Origin of the sequence: Streptomyces sp. NPDC012888 (genome assembly GCF_042900645.1) — a bacterium.
Taxonomy (GTDB): Bacteria; Actinomycetota; Actinomycetes; order Streptomycetales; family Streptomycetaceae; genus Streptomyces.
This window is the reverse complement of record NZ_JBIBBM010000004.1, coordinates 271,746-289,908: the sequence shown is the minus strand read 5'-3', so window position 1 is coordinate 289,908 and position 18,163 is coordinate 271,746. Positions and strand designations below refer to the sequence as shown.

General features: G+C 72.4%; 17 protein-coding genes and 1 riboswitch. Of the genes, 9 read left to right on the top strand and 8 right to left on the bottom strand.

The features are described from left to right. Positions 1 to 4: 4 nt before the first annotated feature. On the bottom strand, positions 5 to 1,351 hold the full coding sequence (gene aroA / locus ACFY61_RS08725) for a 3-phosphoshikimate 1-carboxyvinyltransferase (protein ID WP_389468799.1): 1,347 nt from the start codon (positions 1,349 to 1,351) through the stop codon (positions 5 to 7). Positions 1,352 to 1,405: 54 nt separating this feature from the next. Beyond that, positions 1,406 to 2,119, bottom strand: coding sequence for a M50 family metallopeptidase (locus ACFY61_RS08720; RefSeq protein WP_389468796.1), 714 nt, complete (start codon positions 2,117 to 2,119; stop codon positions 1,406 to 1,408). A 53-nt stretch (positions 2,120 to 2,172) separates the two neighbouring features. Between ACFY61_RS08720 and ACFY61_RS08715 the strand changes: the two genes are divergently transcribed. The 8 genes from ACFY61_RS08715 (at position 2,173) to def (ending at position 9,740) form a co-directional block, all read left to right on the top strand. Next, positions 2,173 to 2,991: an SOS response-associated peptidase gene (locus ACFY61_RS08715; RefSeq protein ID WP_389468795.1), complete on the top strand. Its 819-nt coding sequence runs from the start codon at positions 2,173 to 2,175 to the stop codon at positions 2,989 to 2,991. Beyond that, complete coding sequence (locus ACFY61_RS08710; RefSeq protein WP_389468793.1) at positions 2,992 to 3,672, top strand: alpha/beta family hydrolase; 681 nt, start codon at positions 2,992 to 2,994, stop codon at positions 3,670 to 3,672. Between the two features lie 369 nt (positions 3,673 to 4,041). Further along, a complete protein-coding gene (locus ACFY61_RS08705) occupies positions 4,042 to 4,686 on the top strand; it encodes a sigma-70 family RNA polymerase sigma factor (protein WP_389468791.1) in 645 nt (214 codons plus the stop codon). Beyond that, complete coding sequence (gene rsrA / locus ACFY61_RS08700) at positions 4,683 to 4,991, top strand: mycothiol system anti-sigma-R factor (protein WP_389468789.1); 309 nt, start codon at positions 4,683 to 4,685, stop codon at positions 4,989 to 4,991. Before ACFY61_RS08705 ends, rsrA begins: the two co-directional genes overlap by 4 nt. 211 nt (positions 4,992 to 5,202) lie before the next feature. Further along, positions 5,203 to 6,657, top strand: coding sequence for an HD-GYP domain-containing protein (locus tag ACFY61_RS08695; protein ID WP_389468787.1), 1,455 nt, complete (start codon positions 5,203 to 5,205; stop codon positions 6,655 to 6,657). Beyond that, the gene (locus ACFY61_RS08690) at positions 6,654 to 7,943 is read left to right on the top strand and encodes an HD-GYP domain-containing protein (protein WP_389468786.1); all 1,290 of its coding nucleotides are present in this window, start codon (positions 6,654 to 6,656) and stop codon (positions 7,941 to 7,943) included. Before ACFY61_RS08695 ends, ACFY61_RS08690 begins: the two co-directional genes overlap by 4 nt. 107 nt (positions 7,944 to 8,050) lie before the next feature. After that, the gene (locus ACFY61_RS08685; RefSeq protein ID WP_389468784.1) at positions 8,051 to 9,046 is read left to right on the top strand and encodes a tetratricopeptide repeat protein; all 996 of its coding nucleotides are present in this window, start codon (positions 8,051 to 8,053) and stop codon (positions 9,044 to 9,046) included. Between the two features lie 58 nt (positions 9,047 to 9,104). Then, positions 9,105 to 9,740: a peptide deformylase gene (gene def, locus ACFY61_RS08680; RefSeq protein ID WP_389468782.1), complete on the top strand. Its 636-nt coding sequence runs from the start codon at positions 9,105 to 9,107 to the stop codon at positions 9,738 to 9,740. A 93-nt stretch (positions 9,741 to 9,833) separates the two neighbouring features. Here the strand turns inward: def and ACFY61_RS08675 are convergent, their stop codons facing one another. From ACFY61_RS08675 to ACFY61_RS08665, 3 genes are all read right to left on the bottom strand, one after another. Beyond that, positions 9,834 to 10,847 (bottom strand): ribonucleotide-diphosphate reductase subunit beta, encoded by a 1,014-nt coding sequence (locus tag ACFY61_RS08675; RefSeq protein ID WP_389468780.1) that lies wholly within the window; start codon positions 10,845 to 10,847, stop codon positions 9,834 to 9,836. Continuing rightward, entirely contained in the window at positions 10,847 to 13,246 is a 2,400-nt protein-coding gene (locus ACFY61_RS08670) for a ribonucleoside-diphosphate reductase subunit alpha (protein WP_389468777.1), read from the bottom strand. Before ACFY61_RS08670 ends, ACFY61_RS08675 begins: the two co-directional genes overlap by 1 nt. 152 nt (positions 13,247 to 13,398) lie before the next feature. Further along, a riboswitch (cobalamin riboswitch) is annotated at positions 13,399 to 13,542 on the bottom strand. Positions 13,543 to 13,563: 21 nt separating this feature from the next. Beyond that, positions 13,564 to 14,079, bottom strand: a complete 516-nt coding sequence (locus ACFY61_RS08665; RefSeq protein WP_389468774.1) for a GNAT family N-acetyltransferase — start codon at positions 14,077 to 14,079, stop codon at positions 13,564 to 13,566. A gap of 78 nt (positions 14,080 to 14,157) precedes the next feature. On the opposite strand from ACFY61_RS08665, the gene ACFY61_RS08660 reads away from it, so the two are divergent. Next, positions 14,158 to 14,742, top strand: a complete 585-nt coding sequence (locus tag ACFY61_RS08660; RefSeq protein ID WP_389468771.1) for a Uma2 family endonuclease — start codon at positions 14,158 to 14,160, stop codon at positions 14,740 to 14,742. Positions 14,743 to 14,799: 57 nt separating this feature from the next. Here the strand turns inward: ACFY61_RS08660 and ACFY61_RS08655 are convergent, their stop codons facing one another. The 3 genes from ACFY61_RS08655 to ACFY61_RS08645 form a co-directional block, all read right to left on the bottom strand. Then, a complete protein-coding gene (locus ACFY61_RS08655) occupies positions 14,800 to 14,997 on the bottom strand; it encodes a YbdD/YjiX family protein (RefSeq protein ID WP_389468768.1) in 198 nt (65 codons plus the stop codon). After that, positions 14,994 to 17,147: a carbon starvation CstA family protein gene (locus ACFY61_RS08650; RefSeq protein WP_389468766.1), complete on the bottom strand. Its 2,154-nt coding sequence runs from the start codon at positions 17,145 to 17,147 to the stop codon at positions 14,994 to 14,996. The genes ACFY61_RS08655 and ACFY61_RS08650 overlap by 4 nt, the downstream gene beginning before the upstream one ends. 159 nt (positions 17,148 to 17,306) lie before the next feature. Beyond that, the gene (locus ACFY61_RS08645; protein WP_389468763.1) at positions 17,307 to 18,071 is read right to left on the bottom strand and encodes a GntR family transcriptional regulator; all 765 of its coding nucleotides are present in this window, start codon (positions 18,069 to 18,071) and stop codon (positions 17,307 to 17,309) included. Positions 18,072 to 18,163 lie beyond the last annotated feature (92 nt).

The following is an 18,163-nucleotide window of genomic DNA, read 5'->3' as shown; positions in this document are numbered from 1 at the left end:
GGCGCTACTTCCCAGCTCCCGAGAGCATGTCCGTCCACATCTTGGGGAAGTCCGGCAGGGTCTTCGCGGTGGTCGCCACGTTCTCGATCTCCACACCGGCGGTGGCCAGGCCGATCACGGCGCCGGCGGTGGCCATCCGGTGGTCGTCGTAGGTGTGGAAGATGCCGCCGTGCAGCTTCCGCGGGCGGATGTGCAGGCCGTCGGCGGTCTCGGTGACGTCGCCGCCCAGCTCGTTGATCTCCTTGGTGAGGGCGGCCAGCCGGTCCGTCTCGTGCAGCCGCAGGTGCGCCACGCCGCGCAGGGTCGACGGGGAGTCGGCCAGCGCCGCCACCGCCGCGATGCCGGGGGTCAGCTCGCCCACCTCGCCGAGGTCCACGTCGATGCCGTGGATCCGGCCGGTGCCGGAGAACACCAGGCCGGCGTCGGTCAGCTCGCAGGAACCGCCCATCTCGGTGAAGATCTCCCGCAGCGCGTCACCGGGCTGAGTGGTCCGGCGCGGCCAGTCCGGGATCGTCACCGTACCGCCGGTGATCATCGCGGCCGCCAGGAACGGCTGGGCGTTGGACAGGTCCGGCTCCACCACCAGGTCACGGCCGAGCAGCGCGCACGGCGCCACCCGCCACACGTCCTTCTCGCCGCCCGCCTCCGGGGTGTCCACCTGGGCGCCGGCCGCCCGCAGCATCTCCACCGTCATCCGGATGTGCGGCATCGACGGCAGGTTGCCGCCCACGTGCCGCACCTCCACGCCCTGGTTGAACCGGGGTGCCGACAGCAGGAGCGCCGAGACGAACTGGGAGGAGTTGGAGGCGTCGATCTCGACCGTGCCGCCCTCCAGCGCACCGCCCCCGTGGACGGTCATGGGCAGCGCGCCCCGGCCGTCGTCGTCGATCCGGGCGCCCAGGGCGCGCAGCGCGGAGATCACCTGGCCCAGCGGCCGCTCGTACGAACGGGGGTCGCCGTCGAACCGGACCGGGCCGTCGGCGAGGGTGGCGACCGGCGGCAGGAACCGCATCACGGTGCCCGCGTTGCCCACGTCCACCGTGGCCGGGCCGTGCAGCCGGCCCGGGATGACCCGCCAGGCCTCGCCGCTCTGCCCGGTGCCGGACCCGGCCGAGCTGGAGGACACCGTCTCCTCGATGCCCACGCCCATCGCGCGCAGCGCGTCCGACATCAGCTGGGAGTCGCGGGACCGCAGCGGGCGGCGCACCCAGCCCGGCTCGGAGGCGAGTGCGGCCAGGACCAGCGCGCGGTTGGTCACGGACTTCGACCCGGGCACGGTGACGGTGGCACGGACGGCCCCGTCCGCGAGCGGGGCGGGCCAGAGGGCGGAAGTCGCGGGGGTCTCGGTCATGGCCCTCACTTTAGTTGCAGCGGGGGCACCCCCTCGCCCCGCGGGCCAGGAGTTTCAGAGGTCGAGAAGCCAGCGCCCGCCGCCGGTCAGCGAGCACAGCGACACCGCGTGGAACAGGAACAGCCACAGGGCGGGCGGCACCCGGGTGAGCCGGGCCAGCTGGTCGGCGTCCGAGTCGGGCGCCCCCGCGTGCCTCCGCTTCGCCTGCAGCTCGAACACCGGCCGGACCCCGCCCAGCAGCAGGAACCACACCACCGTGTAGGCGAACGCCGCCTGCACCCCGGCCGGCGCCAGCCAGGACACCAGCAGGAAGGTGCCGCCGGACAGCACCACGGTCAGCGCCCCGTACGCGTTCCGGATCATCACCAGCATGGCCAGCAGCAGCGCGGTCGCCACCCACAGCAGCAGGGTGATCCGGTGCCCGGACAGCAGCGCCGCCCCGCCGAGCCCGAGCAGCGGGGGCGCCGTGTAACCGGCGGCGGCCGTCAGGACCATCCCCAGGCCCGCCGGGCGGCCCCGGCTCACCGTCAGGCCGCTGGTGTCCGAGTGGAGCCGGATCCCCTCCAGGCGTCGTCCGGTCAGTACGGCGATCAGCCCGTGCCCGCCCTCGTGCGCGATGGTGATCGCGTTGCGGGACACCCGCCACGGCCCGCGCGGGACCACGACGGCCAGCGCGGCCGCCGCGGCGGCCAGGACCAGCCACTGGGGAGGCAGCGGCTGGGTGCCCGTGAGCCGGTCCCAGAAGCCGACCGTGCTGGATATGTCCATGAGGTGGCGGACTCCTTGCCGTGGGGGTCGAGTGCCATGGCAGTGTGGCAGGCATGTGCGGACGGTATGCGGCGAGTCGTGGGCCCGAGGACCTGGTGGAACTCTTCGGGATCGAGAAGTGGGAGCCGGAGGACACCCTGGCCCCCGACTGGAACGTGGCACCCACCAAGGAGGTGCTCGTCGTACTCGACCGCCCCCTCAAGGACGCCTCCGACCCGCGTCCGGTTCGCCAGCTGCGGAAACTGAAGTGGGGACTGGTCCCGTCCTGGGCCCCGAACCCGGACGGCGCCGCCCGGATGATCAACGCCCGGGCCGAGACCCTGCACGAGAAGCCCTCCTTCCGCCGGCCCTTCGCGCAGCGCCGGTGCATCATTCCCGCCGACGGCTACTACGAGTGGGTCACCGGCACCGACGAGCGGCAGCTGGAGGTCGAGGGCAAGCGGAAACGGCCCCGCAAGCAGCCCTACTTCGTGCTCCCGGCCGACGGCTCGGTCTTCGCGATGGCCGGCGTCTACGAGTTCTGGCGCGACCGCACCCTGCCCGACGCCCACCCCCTCGCCTGGTGGGTGACCTGCTCGGTGATCACCACGGAGGCCGAGACCGCCCCGCTGGGCGTGGCCCCCGCCGAAGGCCCGCGCTCCCTCGCCGACATCCACCCCCGGATGCCGCTGATGCTCACCCCCGACCGCTGGGACGCCTGGCTGGACCCGGCGAACACCGACGCCGGCGGAGGGCTGCGCGAGCTGCTGGCGGCGCCGCCCGGCGGGCTGATGCGCGCCTACCCGGTGTCCACCGCCGTCAGCAACGTCCGCAACAACGGACCGGAGCTGCTGACCGAGCTGGAGGCACCCGAAGAGGGCACCCTGTTCTGAATGAGCACTCGCCCGACGACCACACCCCCGGCGGCCCCCCGCACCGAGACCGCCGAAACCCCCGCCGGAACGGCCCGGATCACCTGGTACCCCGCCCGGCCCGCCCGCTCCGCCCGCCTCGTCCTCGCCGTCGGTCACGGCGCCGGCGGCGGCATCGAGGCCCGTGACCTGGTGGCGCTCGCCGCCGCCCTGCCGGCCCGCGGCGTCACCGTCGCCCTGGTCGAGCAGCCCTGGCGGGTGGCCGGCAAGAAGGTCGCCGCCGCCCCCAAGGTGCTGGACGAGGGCTGGCGCGGCCTGTGGCCGGCCCTCGCCCGGCCCGGCCTGCCGGTGGTCGCCGGCGGCCGCAGCGCCGGCGCACGGGTGGCCTGCCGCACCGCCGCCGAGCTCGGCGCTGCCGGCGTGCTGGCCCTGGCGTTCCCGCTGCACCCGCCGGGCAAGCCTGAGAACTCCCGGGCCGGGGAGCTCACCGGGGCGGGGGTCCCCACGCTCGTGCTCCAGGGCGGCCGGGACCCGTTCGGCCGCCCCGAGGAGTTCCCCGAGGGCGGCCACGAGCTCGTCGAGGTGCCCGGCGCCGACCACGGCCTGGCCGTACCCAGGAAGGCCGACCCCGGCCAGGAGGCGGTCCTGGAGCTGGTCACCGCGTCCGTCGCCGACTGGCTGGACCGCCTGGTCCCGGCCTGACGGACCGGCCCGGCGTCCCCCCGGCCGCCGGCCGACCTGACGGATTCCGGCCAGGCCGGTTTCGCTCCGGGCTGACGGGCGGCCCGGGCGGTGCGGGAGGCCCGCCACACCCCCGCGGGCCGGGAATGCGCCGCCCGGACCCGTGGTTGTCAGGGGTGTCCGTGCATACGGCACGCGAAGCAGGCCAGGAGGAGAGGGAGCCGCATGACCCAGGTCATCAGCCGTAACCGCACACAGGCCGCTGACCTGGAATGGGCGGTGCTGCCGGCGGCCAAGTACGCCCCCGTTCGGGCGGCGGATGGCCGGGAAGGTCGACTATTCTCCGATTCGAGCGGGTCCGCTTTCGGGTCCGCCACGCTGTCGGAGGAGGTGGGTCCTGTTACCGGGACCGACGAAGGCCAGGCGGAGGAGACGACCGCGGAGCGCAACGCGCGCTTCGAACGCGACGCCCTCGGCTACCTCGACCAGATGTACTCCGCCGCGCTGCGCATGACGCGCAACCCGGCCGACGCCGAGGACCTGGTCCAGGAGACGTTCGCCAAGGCGTACGCGTCCTTCCACCAGTTCCGCGAGGGCACCAACCTGAAGGCGTGGCTGTACCGCATCCTCACCAACACCTTCATCAACTCCTACCGCAAGAAGCAGCGCGAGCCGCAGCGCAGCGCCGCGGAGGAGATCGAGGACTGGCAGCTGGCGCGCGCCGAGTCGCACATGTCGACCGGTCTGCGCTCCGCGGAATCCCAGGCGCTCGACCACCTGCCCGATTCCGACGTGAAGGAAGCCCTCCAGGCCATTCCGGAGGAGTTCCGCATCGCCGTGTACCTCGCCGACGTGGAGGGGTTTGCGTACAAGGAGATCGCGGACATCATGGGTACACCCATCGGTACGGTCATGTCGCGACTGCACCGTGGCCGCCGTCAACTCCGCGGGATGCTGGAGGACTACGCCCGTGAGCGCGGGCTGGTCCCGGCGGGCGCGGGAGAGTCGAACGACCGGAAAGGCTCGGGCTCATGAGCTGCGGAGAGCCGCACGAGACGGAGTGCTCTGAGGTCCTGGACCACCTTTATGAGTTCCTCGACCACGAGATGCCGGACAGTGACTGCACCAAGTTCGAGACGCATTTCGGCGAGTGCAATCCCTGCCTGGAGAAGTACGGCCTGGAACAGGCCGTGAAGAAGCTGGTCAAGCGGTGCTGCGGTTCGGACGACGTGCCGTCCGACCTGCGCTCCAAGGTGATGGGCCGGATCGAGATGATCCGCGCCGGACAGGCCGTCCCGGACGACGACATCACGGCCGGCCCCACCCCGGCGACCGGCTGACCCCGGGCCGGCGTCCACCGCCGGACATCCGCAGCAGAACCACCCCCGGAATGCCCTTTCGTTCACCCGAAGGTGCTAATCCGGGGGTTGCCGTATGGCGTGGTACGAAAATGTGGCCCACCTTTCACGGGGGCCCACTCGATCTCCCCCTCGGGTGCCGTTCGATCCGGTACCCGCGCCGCCGTAAGGGAACCGGGGGAGGAGGACGCCGATGCGGACACTTCCCCCGGCCGCGCGCGTCTACGTCCTCTGCGCCGTCGCGGGAGCCCTCGCCTGCCTCGCCCCCGCCCTCACCGCGCCGGCCGCCGTCCCCTGGACGAGCACGGTCCTCCTCGCCGGGCTCTACCTGGCCTGCGAACTGGTGCGGGTCTGCCCGCCCCTGGGCCGCCGGGTCCCCGACGGCATCGGTTCCTTCTTCCCCGTCCTGCTCGCCGCCGTCTTCCTGCTGCCGCCCGCAGCCGCCGCGCTCGTCGCGGTGCCCGGGGCGCTCGCCGGCCGGGTCGAACAGCGGCCGGCCCGGGTGCGCCGCGTCTGGCACGCCGCCCAGCAGGCAGTGGCCGCCTGGGCGGCCGGACATACGTTCGACCTGCTCCGGGGCCCGGCCGCGTCCGGCGGCGGGGCCGGGCCGGCCGGCCCCGACCCGACCGCCTGGGTGGCCGACTTCCCGTACGTGATGCTCCCGGCGGCCGCCGCGGCCCTGGTCTTCTGCCTGGTGCTCACCGCCCTCGACGGGGGCGTCCTCGCCACCGCCGAACGCCGGCCCGCCGCGACCGCCTGGCACGGACTGCTGACCCTCTCGCCGGCGCCGCACCTGGTGCACGGCCTCGCCGGCCTGATGATGGCCGTCATGTGGCGCAGCCCCTACGGCCCGCCCGCCGCCCTCGCCGTCCTGCTGCCCGTGTACATCTCCTGCTGGGTCTTCGCCCAGTACCACCGCGAACGCGCCGCCCACCAGGCCACCATCCGCGCCCTCGTCCAGGCCGTGGACATCAAGGACCGCTACACCCGCGGCCACAGCGAACGCGTCGGGCAGGCCTCCGCGATGATCGCCCGCGAGCTGGGCATGTCCGAGGACCGCCTCGAAGTAGTCCGGATCGCCGGGATCCTGCACGACGTCGGCAAACTCGGCGTCCCCACCCGGCTGTTGCGCAAGGACGGCCCCCTGACCCCCGAGGAACGCCGCATCATCGAACTCCACCCCGAGTACGGGCACGAGATGGTCCGCGGCATCGGCTTCCTCGGCGAGGCCCGGGCCGCGATCCTGCACCACCACGAACGGGTCGACGGCTCCGGCTACCCCTACGGCCTGGCGGGGGAACAGATCCCGGTCCTGGCCCGGGTGGTGGCCGTCGCCGACGCCTTCGACGCCATGACCTCCACCCGCTCCTACAGCCGGGCCCGCCCCGTCCCGGTCGCCCTCGCCGAGCTGGAACGCTGCGCGGGCGCCCAGTTCGACCCGGCGATGGTCGCCGCCCTGGTCGCCGCCATCGGCCGGCTGGGCTGGCGCCCCGCCGTCACCGCGGACGCCCCGCGGGCCGTCCCCGGCCAGGCCACGGGCCCGGCCGCGGCCGGGCACCCCGGGCGAGGGGACGGGGGCCGGTCGCACTCCGGGTCCGTACGCGGGCCCGCCGGCCCCGGCCGCACCACCTCGGGGGGCACCCCGTGAGGGCGGCGGCCGTGTGGGCGGTCCGCGGCGCGGCCGCCGCGCTGACCGCGGCCGCCCTCGGCCACACCCTGTGGAACGGCATCAGCGAACCCGGCACGGCCTTCGCCTTCGGCGTACTGATCACCATCGGCGAGCTCGCCCGCCGGGACACCCGCGACCCGGCCGGCCCCGTCCCCGCCGAAGACCGCCAGCCCGCCCCGCTCGGCTCCGCCGGCGCCCTCGCGTACGCCCTGCTCGGCCAGAACGCCGGCCACCCCACCCAGCACGGGGTGTTCCAGACCGTCGCCGTCGCCGTGGCGGCCGCCCTGGTCGGCGTCGTCCCGCACGTCGCCCGCGGCCACGGACCGGCCCTCGACCACGTCGCCCGCCGGGTGCTCACGGTCGGCTTCGCCGCGGTCTGCTTCCAGCCGCTCCACAACTCCGGACGCCTGGAGGAACGGGTCGGCCAGGGGCCCTGCCTGGTGCTGTACCTGCTCTGCCTGCTCGGGCTGACCGCACTGTGCGACGCCGTGCTCGCCGCCGCCCTGGCCCGGGCCCGCACGGGCTGGCCGTACGGGCCACTGCTCCGGGACGAGCTGCGGGCGCTCGCCGGGATCGGCTCGGCGATCTGCGCGACCGGCGTGGTGATGGCCCTGGGCGTCGCCGTGGCCGGGCTGTGGGCGCTGCCGGTGTTCAGCGTGCCGCTGCTGCTGACCCAGCTGTCGTTCCGCCGGATCTCCGCCGTCCGCACCACCTACCGGCAGACGATCACCTCCCTGGCCCGGGCCACCGAGATCGCCGGGTACACCCCTCCCGGGCACGCCCGCCGGGTCGCCGCCCTCAGCCGCGCCGTCGGCCGCGAGCTGGGGCTGTCCGAGCGCGAGCTGACCGTACTGGAGTACGCGGCCCTCATGCACGACATCGGGCAGCTGTCGCTGGTCGACCCGGTACCCGACGGAGCCACCGCGCCGCTGCCCGCCGCCGAGGCCCGCCGGATCGCCGAGCTGGGCGGGGAGGTGGCCCGGCAGACGGGGGTGCCCGCCGAGGTCGCCGTGGTCGTCGAGCGGCAGGCCGACCCGTACCGGGAGCAGCCGCTCGCCGCCCGGATCGTCCGGGTGGCCAACGCCTACGACGACCTGGCCGGCGGGGCGCGGCAGCCGGGGGGTTCACTGGCCGCCCTGGAGGAGCTGCGGCTGGGCACCGCCCGGGACTACCACCCGGCGGTCGTCGAAGGCCTGGCGCGGGTCCTGCGACGTGACGGAAGCGCCCTCGGACGTGATGGAATCAGCGCTGTTCGGGCGGGGTAACCGATGGGTAATGAGCGGCCGTCCGAGTGGGCATGGTTGGATGCGAAGTGGAGAGTGTCCGCAAGGCTGCACCGATGAGAGCACCGTGGGACCGGCAGGCGGGAATCGTGAGGATCTTCGGGAAGGTACGGCACAGGCCCTCCGCCTCTTGGCGGCAGGCCACCGACCGCGCGTTCACGCTGATCGGCGACGGTCGGTACGAGGACGCGGGTGCGCTGCTGACCAGAGCCGCGGACCTGGAGCCCTGGCTGTCGGAGTCCTGGTTCAACCTGGCGCTGCTGCACAAGTTCCGCCACGACTGGGAGCAGGCGCGGGCCGCCGGGCTGCGCGCCGTGGCCCTGCTGGACCGGGAGACCGGTGCCCCCGACTGGTGGAACGTGGGCATCGCGGCGACCGCCCTGCAGGACTGGCCGCTGGCCCGCCGGGCGTGGCAGGCGTACGGGCTGAAGGTGCCCGGGGACGTGCACGGCTCCGGAGGTTCGGCCGAGCCGACCGGGATGGAGCTGGGCAGCGCCGCCGTGCGGCTGTCGCCGGAGGGCGAGGCCGAGGTGGTGTGGGGCCGGCGGCTGGACCCGGCCCGGATGGAGGTCCTGTCGATCCCGCTGCCGTCGTCCGGGCGGCGCTGGGGCGAGGTCGTCCTGCACGACGGGGTGCCGCACGGCGAGCGGGTGACCGCGGCCGGGCCCGCCTACCCGGTGTTCGACGAGATCGAGCTGTGGGCGCCGTCACCGGTGCCGACGTGGGTCGTGCTGCTGGAGGCGGCCACCGAGGCGGACCGCGACGCGCTGGAGCAGCTGGCCTCGGACGCCGGTTTCGCCGCGGAGGACTGGTCGTCCTCGGTGCGGCTGCTGTGCCGGACGTGTTCCGAGAGCTCCATGCCGAGCGGCGAGGGCGAGGGCGAGCACCTGGACCCGCACGACCACAGCGAGCCCGGCCACCCGGGCCCGCTGGGCCACCGGACGGCCGGATCGGGCCCGCTGTGGGTGCCGGAGCGGGAATGCGGCATCGCGGCGCCCCCCGGACTCGTGCGCGGGCTGCTGGACGGCTGGGTCGCCGACAGTCCGGACACCCGTGAGTGGCGGGATCTCGAAGAAGTCTGCTGAGCGCTGGACGTAGGCTGTACCGGCACACCGGAGACTTTCAGGAAGGCGTACGCGGGACATGGCGCAGCAGGAGAACCAGGTCGTCCAGGTCGACGACGACGGGTACGTCGTGGACACCGAGGACTGTGAGGCGCGCGAACTCGCCTACCGGGAGCGCGGTACGGCCCGGCCCATCACCGTCGTCGGCAACCCGGTGCTGCACCGCGAGTGCAAGGACGTCACCGAGTTCGGCGAGGAACTCGCCCGGCTGATCGACGACATGTTCGCGAGCCAGAAGGCGGCCGAGGGCGTGGGCCTGGCGGCCAACCAGATCGGCGTGGACCAGAAGGTGTTCGTCTACGACTGCCCGGACGACGAGGGCGTGCGGCACACCGGCGTCGTGGTCAACCCGAAGCTCGTGGACCTGCCGGCCGACCGCCGGGTGCTGGACGACTCCAACGAGGGCTGCCTGTCGGTGCCGACCGCGTACGCCTCGCTGGCCCGCCCCGACTACGCCGAGGTGACCGGCCAGGACGCCCAGGGCAACCCGATCAAGGTCCGTGGCACCGGCTACTTCGCGCGCTGCCTCCAGCACGAGACCGACCACCTGCACGGCTACCTGTACATCGACCGTCTCTCCAAGCGCGACCGCAAGGACGCCCTGCGCCAGATGGCCGAGGGCACCCCGCGCTACGAGACCGTCCCGAACGACTAGCGGGGCTCGCCCGGGAACGCCGGATCGACCGGCAGCCGCGCGGTGCGCGGCCGGCCGGCCGATCCGGGAAGTACGGGGGTCGGGGCCGAGGGCTCAGAAGTCCTCGTCGAGGTCCACCGTTCCCTCGACCGCGACCTGGTAGGCCGACGGGCGGCGCTCGAAGAAGTTCGTCAGCTCCTGGACGCCCTGGAGCTCCATGAAGGAGAACGGGTTCTCCGAGCCGTACACCGGGGCGAAGCCCAGGCGGACCAGCCGCTGGTCGGCGACGCACTGGAGGTACTCGCGCATCGACTCGGTGTTCATGCCGGGCAGGCCGTCACCGCACAGGTCGCGGCCGAACTGGAGCTCCGCCTCGACGGCTTCCGCGAGCATGTCGGTCACCTGCTGCCGGAGCAGGTCGTCGAACAGCTCCGGCTCCTCCTTGCGGACCGTGTCCACGACCTCGAAGGCGAAGTTCATGTGCATGGTCTCGTCGCGGAAGACCCAGTTGGTGCCGGTGGCCAGGCCGTGCAGCAGGCCGCGCGAGCGGAACCAGTACACGTACGCGAAGGCGCCGTAGAAGAACAGGCCCTCGATGCACGCGGCGAAGCAGATCAGGTTCAGCAGGAAGCGGCGCCGGTCGGCGGCCGTCTCCAGCCGGTCGATGGTCTCCACCGAGTCCATCCACTTGAAGCAGAACTGAGCCTTCTCGCGGATCGACGGGATGTTCTCCACCGCCGCGAACGCCGCCGCCCGGTCGTCCGGGTCGGGCAGGTAGGTGTCCAGCAGGGTCAGGTAGAACTGGACGTGCACGGCCTCCTCGAACAGCTGGCGCGACAGGTACAGGCGCGCCTCCGGGGAGTTGATGTGCTTGTAGAGCGTCAGGACCAGGTTGTTCGCCACGATCGAGTCGCCCGTCGCGAAGAACGCGACCAAGCGGCCGATCATGTGCTGCTCGGCCGGGGTGAGCTTGGCCAGGTCCGCCACGTCGGAGTGGAGGTCGACCTCCTCCACCGTCCAGGTGTTCTTGATCGCGTCCCGGTAGCGCTCGTAGAAGTCCGGGTAGCGCATCGGGCGGAGCGTGAGCTCGAAGCCCGGGTCCAGGAGGTTCTTCGTCTCTTTGGTCATCACTGGCAGGCCTCGCAGGACTCGGGGTTCTCAAGGGAGCAGGCCAGCGCCTCGGCGTCGACGGCCTGCGGAAGGGGGGTCGCGGCGGCCGGGACGGCCGTGCCGGACGCCGCGCGGGCGATCTTCGTCGCCGGGCGCGAGCGCAGGTAGTACGTGGTCTTCAGGCCCTGCTTCCAGGCGTACGCGTACATCGAGCTGAGCTTGCCGATGGTCGGCGTCTCCATGAACAGGTTCAGCGACTGGCTCTGGTCCAGGTACGGGGTGCGGGCCGCCGCCATGTCGATCAGGCCGCGCTGCGGGATCTCCCACGCCGTGCGGTACAGCGCGCGGACCTCCTCGGGGATCCAGCCGAAGCCCTGCACGGAGCCGGAGGAGTCGCGCAGCGCCTCGCGGGTCTGCGCGTCCCACACGCCGAGCTTCTTCAGGTCCTCCACCAGGTAGGCGTTGACCTGGAGGAACTCGCCGGACAGGGTCTCGCGCTTGAACAGGTTGGAGACCTGCGGCTCGATGCACTCGTAGACGCCGGCGATGGAGGCGATGGTCGCGGTCGGGGCGATCGCGAGGAGCAGCGAGTTGCGCAGGCCGGTCGCGGCCATCCGGGTGCGGAGCGCCGCCCAGCGCTCCGGCCAGTGGTGCGTGACGCCGTAGTGGTCGGGGTGCAGTACGCCCTGCGCGGTACGGGTCTGCTCCCAGGCCGGCAGCGGGCCGTGCCGCTCGGCAAGGTCGGTGGACGCCTCGTACGCGGCGAGCATGATCCGCTCGGCGATGCGCGTGGACAGCTCCCTGGCCGCGGCGGAGTCGAAGGGCAGGCGCAGCTTGAAGAAGACGTCCTGCAGGCCCATGGCGCCCAGGCCCACCGGCCGCCACCGGGCGTTGGACCGGCCGGCCTGCTCGGTCGGGTAGAAGTTGATGTCGACCACGCGGTCGAGGAAGGTGACGGCGGTACGGACGGTCTCGTCCAGCCGCTCCCAGTCCATCCCGCCGGCCGCCGCGTCCACGAACGCGCCGAGGTTGACCGAGCCGAGGTTGCAGACGGCCGTCTCGCCGTCGTCGGTGACCTCGATGATCTCGGTGCAGAGGTTGGAGGAGTGGACCACGGCGCCGGGCAGCGCGGTCTGGTTGGCGGTCCGGTTGGAGGCGTCCTTGAAGGTCATCCAGCCCTGGCCGGTCTGCGCGAGCGTGCGCATCATCCGGCCGTACAGCTCGCGGGCGGGCATGGTCTTCCGGGCCAGGCCGGCCTGCTCGGCCTTGACGTACGCGGCGTCGAACTCCGCGCCGTACAGGTCGACCAGCTCGGGCACGTCGGCCGGGGAGAACAGCGACCACTCGGCGTCGGCGTTGACGCGCCGCATGAACTCGTCGGGGATCCAGTGCGCCAGGTTGAGGTTGTGGGTGCGGCGGGCGTCCTCGCCGGTGTTGTCGCGGAGCTCCAGGAACTCCTCGATGTCGGCGTGCCAGGTCTCCAGGTAGACGGCGGCGGCGCCCTTGCGGCGGCCGCCCTGGTTCACCGCGGCGACGGAGGCGTCGAGGGTCTTCAGGAACGGGACGATGCCGTTGGAGTGGCCGTTGGTGCCGCGGATCAGCGAGCCGCGGGCGCGGATCCGGGAGTACGACAGGCCGATGCCGCCCGCGTGCTTCGACAGCCGGGCCACCTGGTGGTAGCGGTCGTAGATCGAGTCGAGCTCGTCCAGCGGGGAGTCCAGCAGGTAGCAGGAGGACATCTGCGGGTGCCGGGTGCCGGAGTTGAAGAGGGTGGGGGAGGAGGGCAGGTAGTCCAGCCGGCTCATCAGCCCGTAGAGGGAGGTGACTTCCTCGACCGCGCGGACGCCGTCGTCCTCCGCGAGGCCGCAGGCGACGCGCAGCATGAAGTGCTGCGGGGTCTCGATGACCTGCCGGGTGATCGGGTGGCGCAGCAGGTAGCGGCTGTGCAGGGTGCGCAGGCCGAAGAAGCCGAAGCGGTCGTCCGCGCCGGCGGCGAGGGAGGCGTCGACCAGTGCGTCGAGGCGGGCGGCGTGGGCGCTGACGAACCCGGCGGTGCGGTCGGCGATCAGGCCCTCGCGGTGGCCGACGGCCACGGAGGCGGAGAACGAGGTCGCGCCCTGGCCGGCGGCCTCCTCGGCGATGGCGAGCGTCAGCAGGCGCGCGGCCAGCCGGGAGTAGGCAGGGTCCTCGGAGATCAGCCCGGCGGCCGCCTCGGTGGCGAGGCCGCGCAGTTCCGCCTCGTCCGCGTCGGCGCTGCGGCCGCGCAGCGCGGCGGCGGCCACCCGGCCGGGGTCGGTGTCGGGCAGGTCGGCCGTCAGCTCGGTGAGAGTCCGCAGCAGTGCGGCCCCCGGTCCCTCGGTCCCGTGGGAAGACGGGTCGGCGGACTCGGCGCGCGGTGCGGCAGGCGCGGTGGTCACAGGGGGAGCTCTCCCTCGCTCGGCTCCGGAAGTCCCTGCGGGTCGGGCGCGAGGCAGCGCGCGTGCGGGCGTGGCTGACAGGAAGCGAGCGCACCGCACGGCGTCCACCGGCCCAACCGCGAGGCCCGGACGTGTCGGCACCCGGGACGGTCGTACCCGGGCGCACCGTCGGCAGGTAGTCGGACTTCTCATACCGTTGCGGGACAGTTCCGGATTCTCACCGGATTCCCCTGCGTCGACAGCGAGGATGAGCATACATGTGGGGGCGGCCCCGTGCTGCCACCCCCACATGTTGTGTCGCGCGGTCGGCGGTCCGGCTACTGATCGGGTCCGTACAGCTCCAGCGAGTAGGTGATCAGCGGCACGCCGGGGACGGGTGACCAGTCCCGCCCGGGGGTCCGCACGAAGCCCAGCCGGCCGTAGATCCGGTGTGCGGCGCGCATGGCCGGCTGGGTGGAGAGCACCAGGGCCCGGACGCCGTCGACGGCCCTGGCCCGCTCGACGCAGGCCCGTACGAGCGCCTCGCCGACGCCCTGCCCGCGGCCCTCGCGGGCCACGGCCAGCATCCGGAACTCGGCCTCGTCCGGGCCGGCGATGTCGCAGTAGCGGCTGCCGGGCGGGGCGAAGGCCACCCCGCCGAGCAGGGTCCCGTCCTCGCGCACGGCGACGAGCACCTCGGAGTCCTCGGCCCGCGCGGCCACGTCCCGCAGCACCCCGAGGTAGTACCCGTCGGGGTTGGCGTCGAGCAGCCCGTCGCCGACGTAGGCCTGCGCGGTGATCTCCCCGAGGGCTTCGTACTCCTCGGGCCTTGCCTCCCTGATCGCGATGTCCATGTGGACGAGTGTCACGCACCGGTGCCGATGGGCGGCGCTATCGTCGAAGACAGCACCGTCGAGGAAGGCGAGCGAGGCATGAGCGTCATGACCGACCGTCCCCACATGCTGACCGAGGAGTTCGAGTCCGTCGCGCGGACAGTCGCTCGGGAGGTGGAGGGGCTGCGACTGGAGTTCATCGACGGGAAGCTGGGGGTCAAGGCGGTGCCGGACGGGGATCACGACCGGATCATGGTGTGGCTCGCCCGCATCTGCATCCAGCACCGGCCCGAGTTGTGGCTGCACGTCGAGCGCGGAATCAAGGTGGAGCAATACGGCTCGGGCAGGGCGCGGCCGGACGGATCCCTGGCTCCGGACGATGCCTTTGAGGGCCAGGGGGAGTGGGCCGACCCCGCTCCGGTCCGGATGGTCGTCGAGGTCACCTCGTACGACTCGGACACCGATCGGCGCGACCGCAAGGAGAAACCCCGCGCGTACGCGGAGACGGGGATCCCCGTCTACCTGCTGATCGACCGCGACAAGTGCCTGGTGAGCGTCCACAGCGAGCCCGACGGACAGCGGTACGAGACGGTTCGTACCGTTCCCTTCGGCAAGGACGTGGAACTGCCGGCCCCGGTCGGCTTCACCTTTCCGTCCGAGCCCCTCAAGGAGTGGGTGCGCTGACGCCCCGCAGGCAATAGGGCCCCGCCGGATCGGCGGGGCCCTTCACGTGTACGCCGCTCAGCAGCAGCGGAAGCCCTCGCGGGGGTCCGCCTCGCGGGCGTCGACCCGGGCGCGCTCGAAGGCGCGCCGGGTCATGACCTCGGCGTCCGGGTCGTGGGCGCGGGCGTGGGCGACGTAACGGTCGTAGGCCGCCTCGCCGGAGAACTCCCGGACGTAGTACCGGACCTTGGCCAGCCGCTCCCGCAGGGTGGTCATCCCACCGGCTCCTTGACGTGGCCGCCGTCCGAGTCGCGTCCGGCCGCGGCGAGTTCCGCCTTCTCCTCGGCCGTCGGGAACAGTCCGGCCGGGGCGACGATCTTCGACTCGCTCCACGGCACCTCGGCGAGGCGCACCGACTCCGGCTTCCTGACGGCCTTGACGCAGGTGCGGGCCGCGTCGGCGAGCACCACGATGATCAGCAGTGCGAAGAGGGCGCACAGGACGCCGTCGACGGTGGCGTTGGTGACCACCGTGTGCATGTCGTCCATCGACTTCGCGGGCGGCAGCACCTTGTCCGCGTCGATGCCGGCCTGGTACTTGTCGCGCTGCGCGAAGAAGCCGACCTTCACGTCCTCCGAGAAGATCTTCTGGTAGCTCGCGGTCAGGGTCACGACGGCGTCCCACACCAGCGGGACTCCGGTCACCCAGGCCCACTTGAGCCGCCCGGACTTCACCAGCAGGGTGGTGCAGACGGCCAGGGCGACGGCCGCGAGCAGCTGGTTCGCGATCCCGAACAGCGGGAACAGCTGGTTGATGCCGCCCAGCGGGTCCTTCACGCCGACCCACAGGAAGTAGCCCCAGCCACCGACCACCACGGCGCTGGCCAGCCATACGCCCGGCTTCCAGCTGACGTCCTTGAAGGACTTGTGCACGTTGCCCAGGGTGTCCTGGAGCATGAAGCGGCCGACCCGGGTGCCCGCGTCCACCGTGGTGAGGATGAACAGCGCCTCGAACATGATCGCGAAGTGGTACCAGAACGCCTTCATCGAGGCGCCGCCGACGACCGAGGCGAAGATCTCCGACATTCCCAGTGCGAAGGTCGGCGCGCCACCCGTGCGGGAGAGGAGGCTCGATTCCTCGACGTCCTTGGCCGCCTGGGCCAGCGCCTCCGGGGAGATGGCGAAGCCGAAGTTCGTCACCGCCTGCGAGGCGGACTCGACCGTGGTGCCGATCACGCCGGCGGGGGAGTTGATGGCGAAGTAGAGGCCCGGCTCCAGGATGCAGGCCGTGATCACGGCCATGACGGCGACGAAGGACTCGGTCAGCATCGCGCCGTAGCCGATCATCCGGACCTGGGTCTCCTTCTGGATCATCTTCGGGGTGGTGCCCGAGGAGACCAGGGAGTGGAAGCCCGACAGGGCGCCACAGGCGATCGTGATGAACACGAACGGGAACATCGAGCCGGCGAAGACCGGACCGTCGCCGCGCGAGGCGAAGTCGGTGATCGCGGGCATCTTCAGGGTGGGCATCGCGACGAAGACGCCCACGGCCAGCAGGGCGATCGTGCCGACCTTCATGAAGGTGGACAGGTAGTCGCGGGGGGCGAGGAGCATCCAGACCGGCAGCACCGAGGCCAGGAAGCCGTACACCACCATCCAGATGACCAGCGTCTCCTTCTCCAGGGTGAAGGTGTCCGCCAGCGAGGACTCGGCGACCCAGCCGCCCGCGACGATGGCGAGCAGCAGCAGCGCGACGCCGATCACGGAGACCTCGGTGACCCGGCCCGGCCGCAGGACGCGCAGGTAGAAGCCCATGAACAGGGCGATCGGGATGGTCATGCCGATGGAGAAGACGCCCCAGGGGGAGTGCGCCAGCGCGTTGACGATCACCAGGGCGAGCACCGCCAGCAGGATGATCATGATGGCGAAGACGGCGACCAGGGCGGCGGCGCCGCCGACCGGGCCGATCTCGTCCCGGGCCATCTGGCCGAGCGAGCGGCCGTTGCGCCGGGTGGAGAAGAACAGGGTGACCATGTCCTGGACGGCGCCGGCGAAGATCACGCCGGCGACGATCCAGATGGTCCCGGGCAGGTAGCCCATCTGCGCCGCGAGCACCGGGCCGACCAGCGGGCCGGCGCCGGCCACGGCGGCGAAGTGGTGGCCGAACAGCACGCGGCGGTCGGTCGGGTGGAAGTCGACACCGTTGTCAAGGCGTTCGGCCGGGGTGGCCCGCGTCTTGTCGACCCGCAGGACCCGGTTCGCGATGAACTTCGAGTAGAAGCGGTAGCCGATCGCGTACGAGCCGAGGGCCGCCGCGAGCAGCCAGGCGGCGGAGATCTCCTCGCCGCGGGACAGTGCGAGAACGCCCCAGCCGACCGCCCCGACGAGTGCCACGAGCACCCACACGGCGATTGATCGGGGCGTCATGCGCCGTTGTGTCTGCGTTGATCCCGGTTCCGGCATGGCCCTCGTCCCCTCGTTGATCACTGGCTCAAGCGCAGGGAATCTACGGGGAGGCGACCGCTGAAGGTAAGCCCCCGTCCGCAATCCGGTATGAGATTGTCAGCTGGGGGCGCGGCCGGAGCCTCAGTTGGCGGGGCGCTTCAGGCGGGCCACGAACTTGTAGCGGTCGCCCCGGTACACCGAGCGCACCCACTCCACGGGTTCGCCTTCCGCGTCGTAGGAGTGCCGGGAGAGCATCAGCATCGGCAGGCCCACGTCCGTGCCGAGCAGGCCGGCCTCGCGCGGGGTGGCCAGGGAGGTCTCGATGGTCTCCTCGGCCTCGGCGAGGTGGACGTCGTACACCTCCGCGAGGGCCGTGTAGAGGGAGGTGTACTTGACCAGCGAGCGGCGCAGGGCGGGGAAGCGCTTGGCCGACAGGTGGGTGGTCTCGATGGCCATCGGCTCCCCGCTGGCCAGGCGGAGCCGTTCGATGCGGAGCACCCGGCCGCCGGTGGAGATCTTCAGCAGCCCCGCGAGGGTGTCGTCGGCGGTCACGTAGCCGATGTCCAGCAGCTGGGAGGTCGGCTCCAGGCCCTGGGCCCGCATGTCCTCGGTGTAGGAGGTGAGTTGCAGGGCCTGGGAGACCTTCGGCTTCGCCACGAACGTCCCCTTCCCCTGGATCCGTTCCAGGCGGCCCTCGACCACCAGCTCCTGGAGGGCCTGGCGGACGGTGGTCCGCGAGGTGTCGAACTCGGCCGCGAGCGTCCGCTCCGGCGGCACCGGGGTGCCCGGCGGCAGCGTCTCGGTCATTTCGAGCAAGTGCCGCTTGAGTCGGTAGTACTTGGGCACACGTGCGGTGCGAGTGGCTGCTCCGCCGTCCGGCTCCGTGAGCGCCCCTTCGGTGGCCATTGCCGCCCGCCTTCCCGACTCCAGATTCGTTGCCGTCACCGGCTCCTCCGATATGTGCGGTCACATGGTGACACGTGCCGGAGGGCGGACCT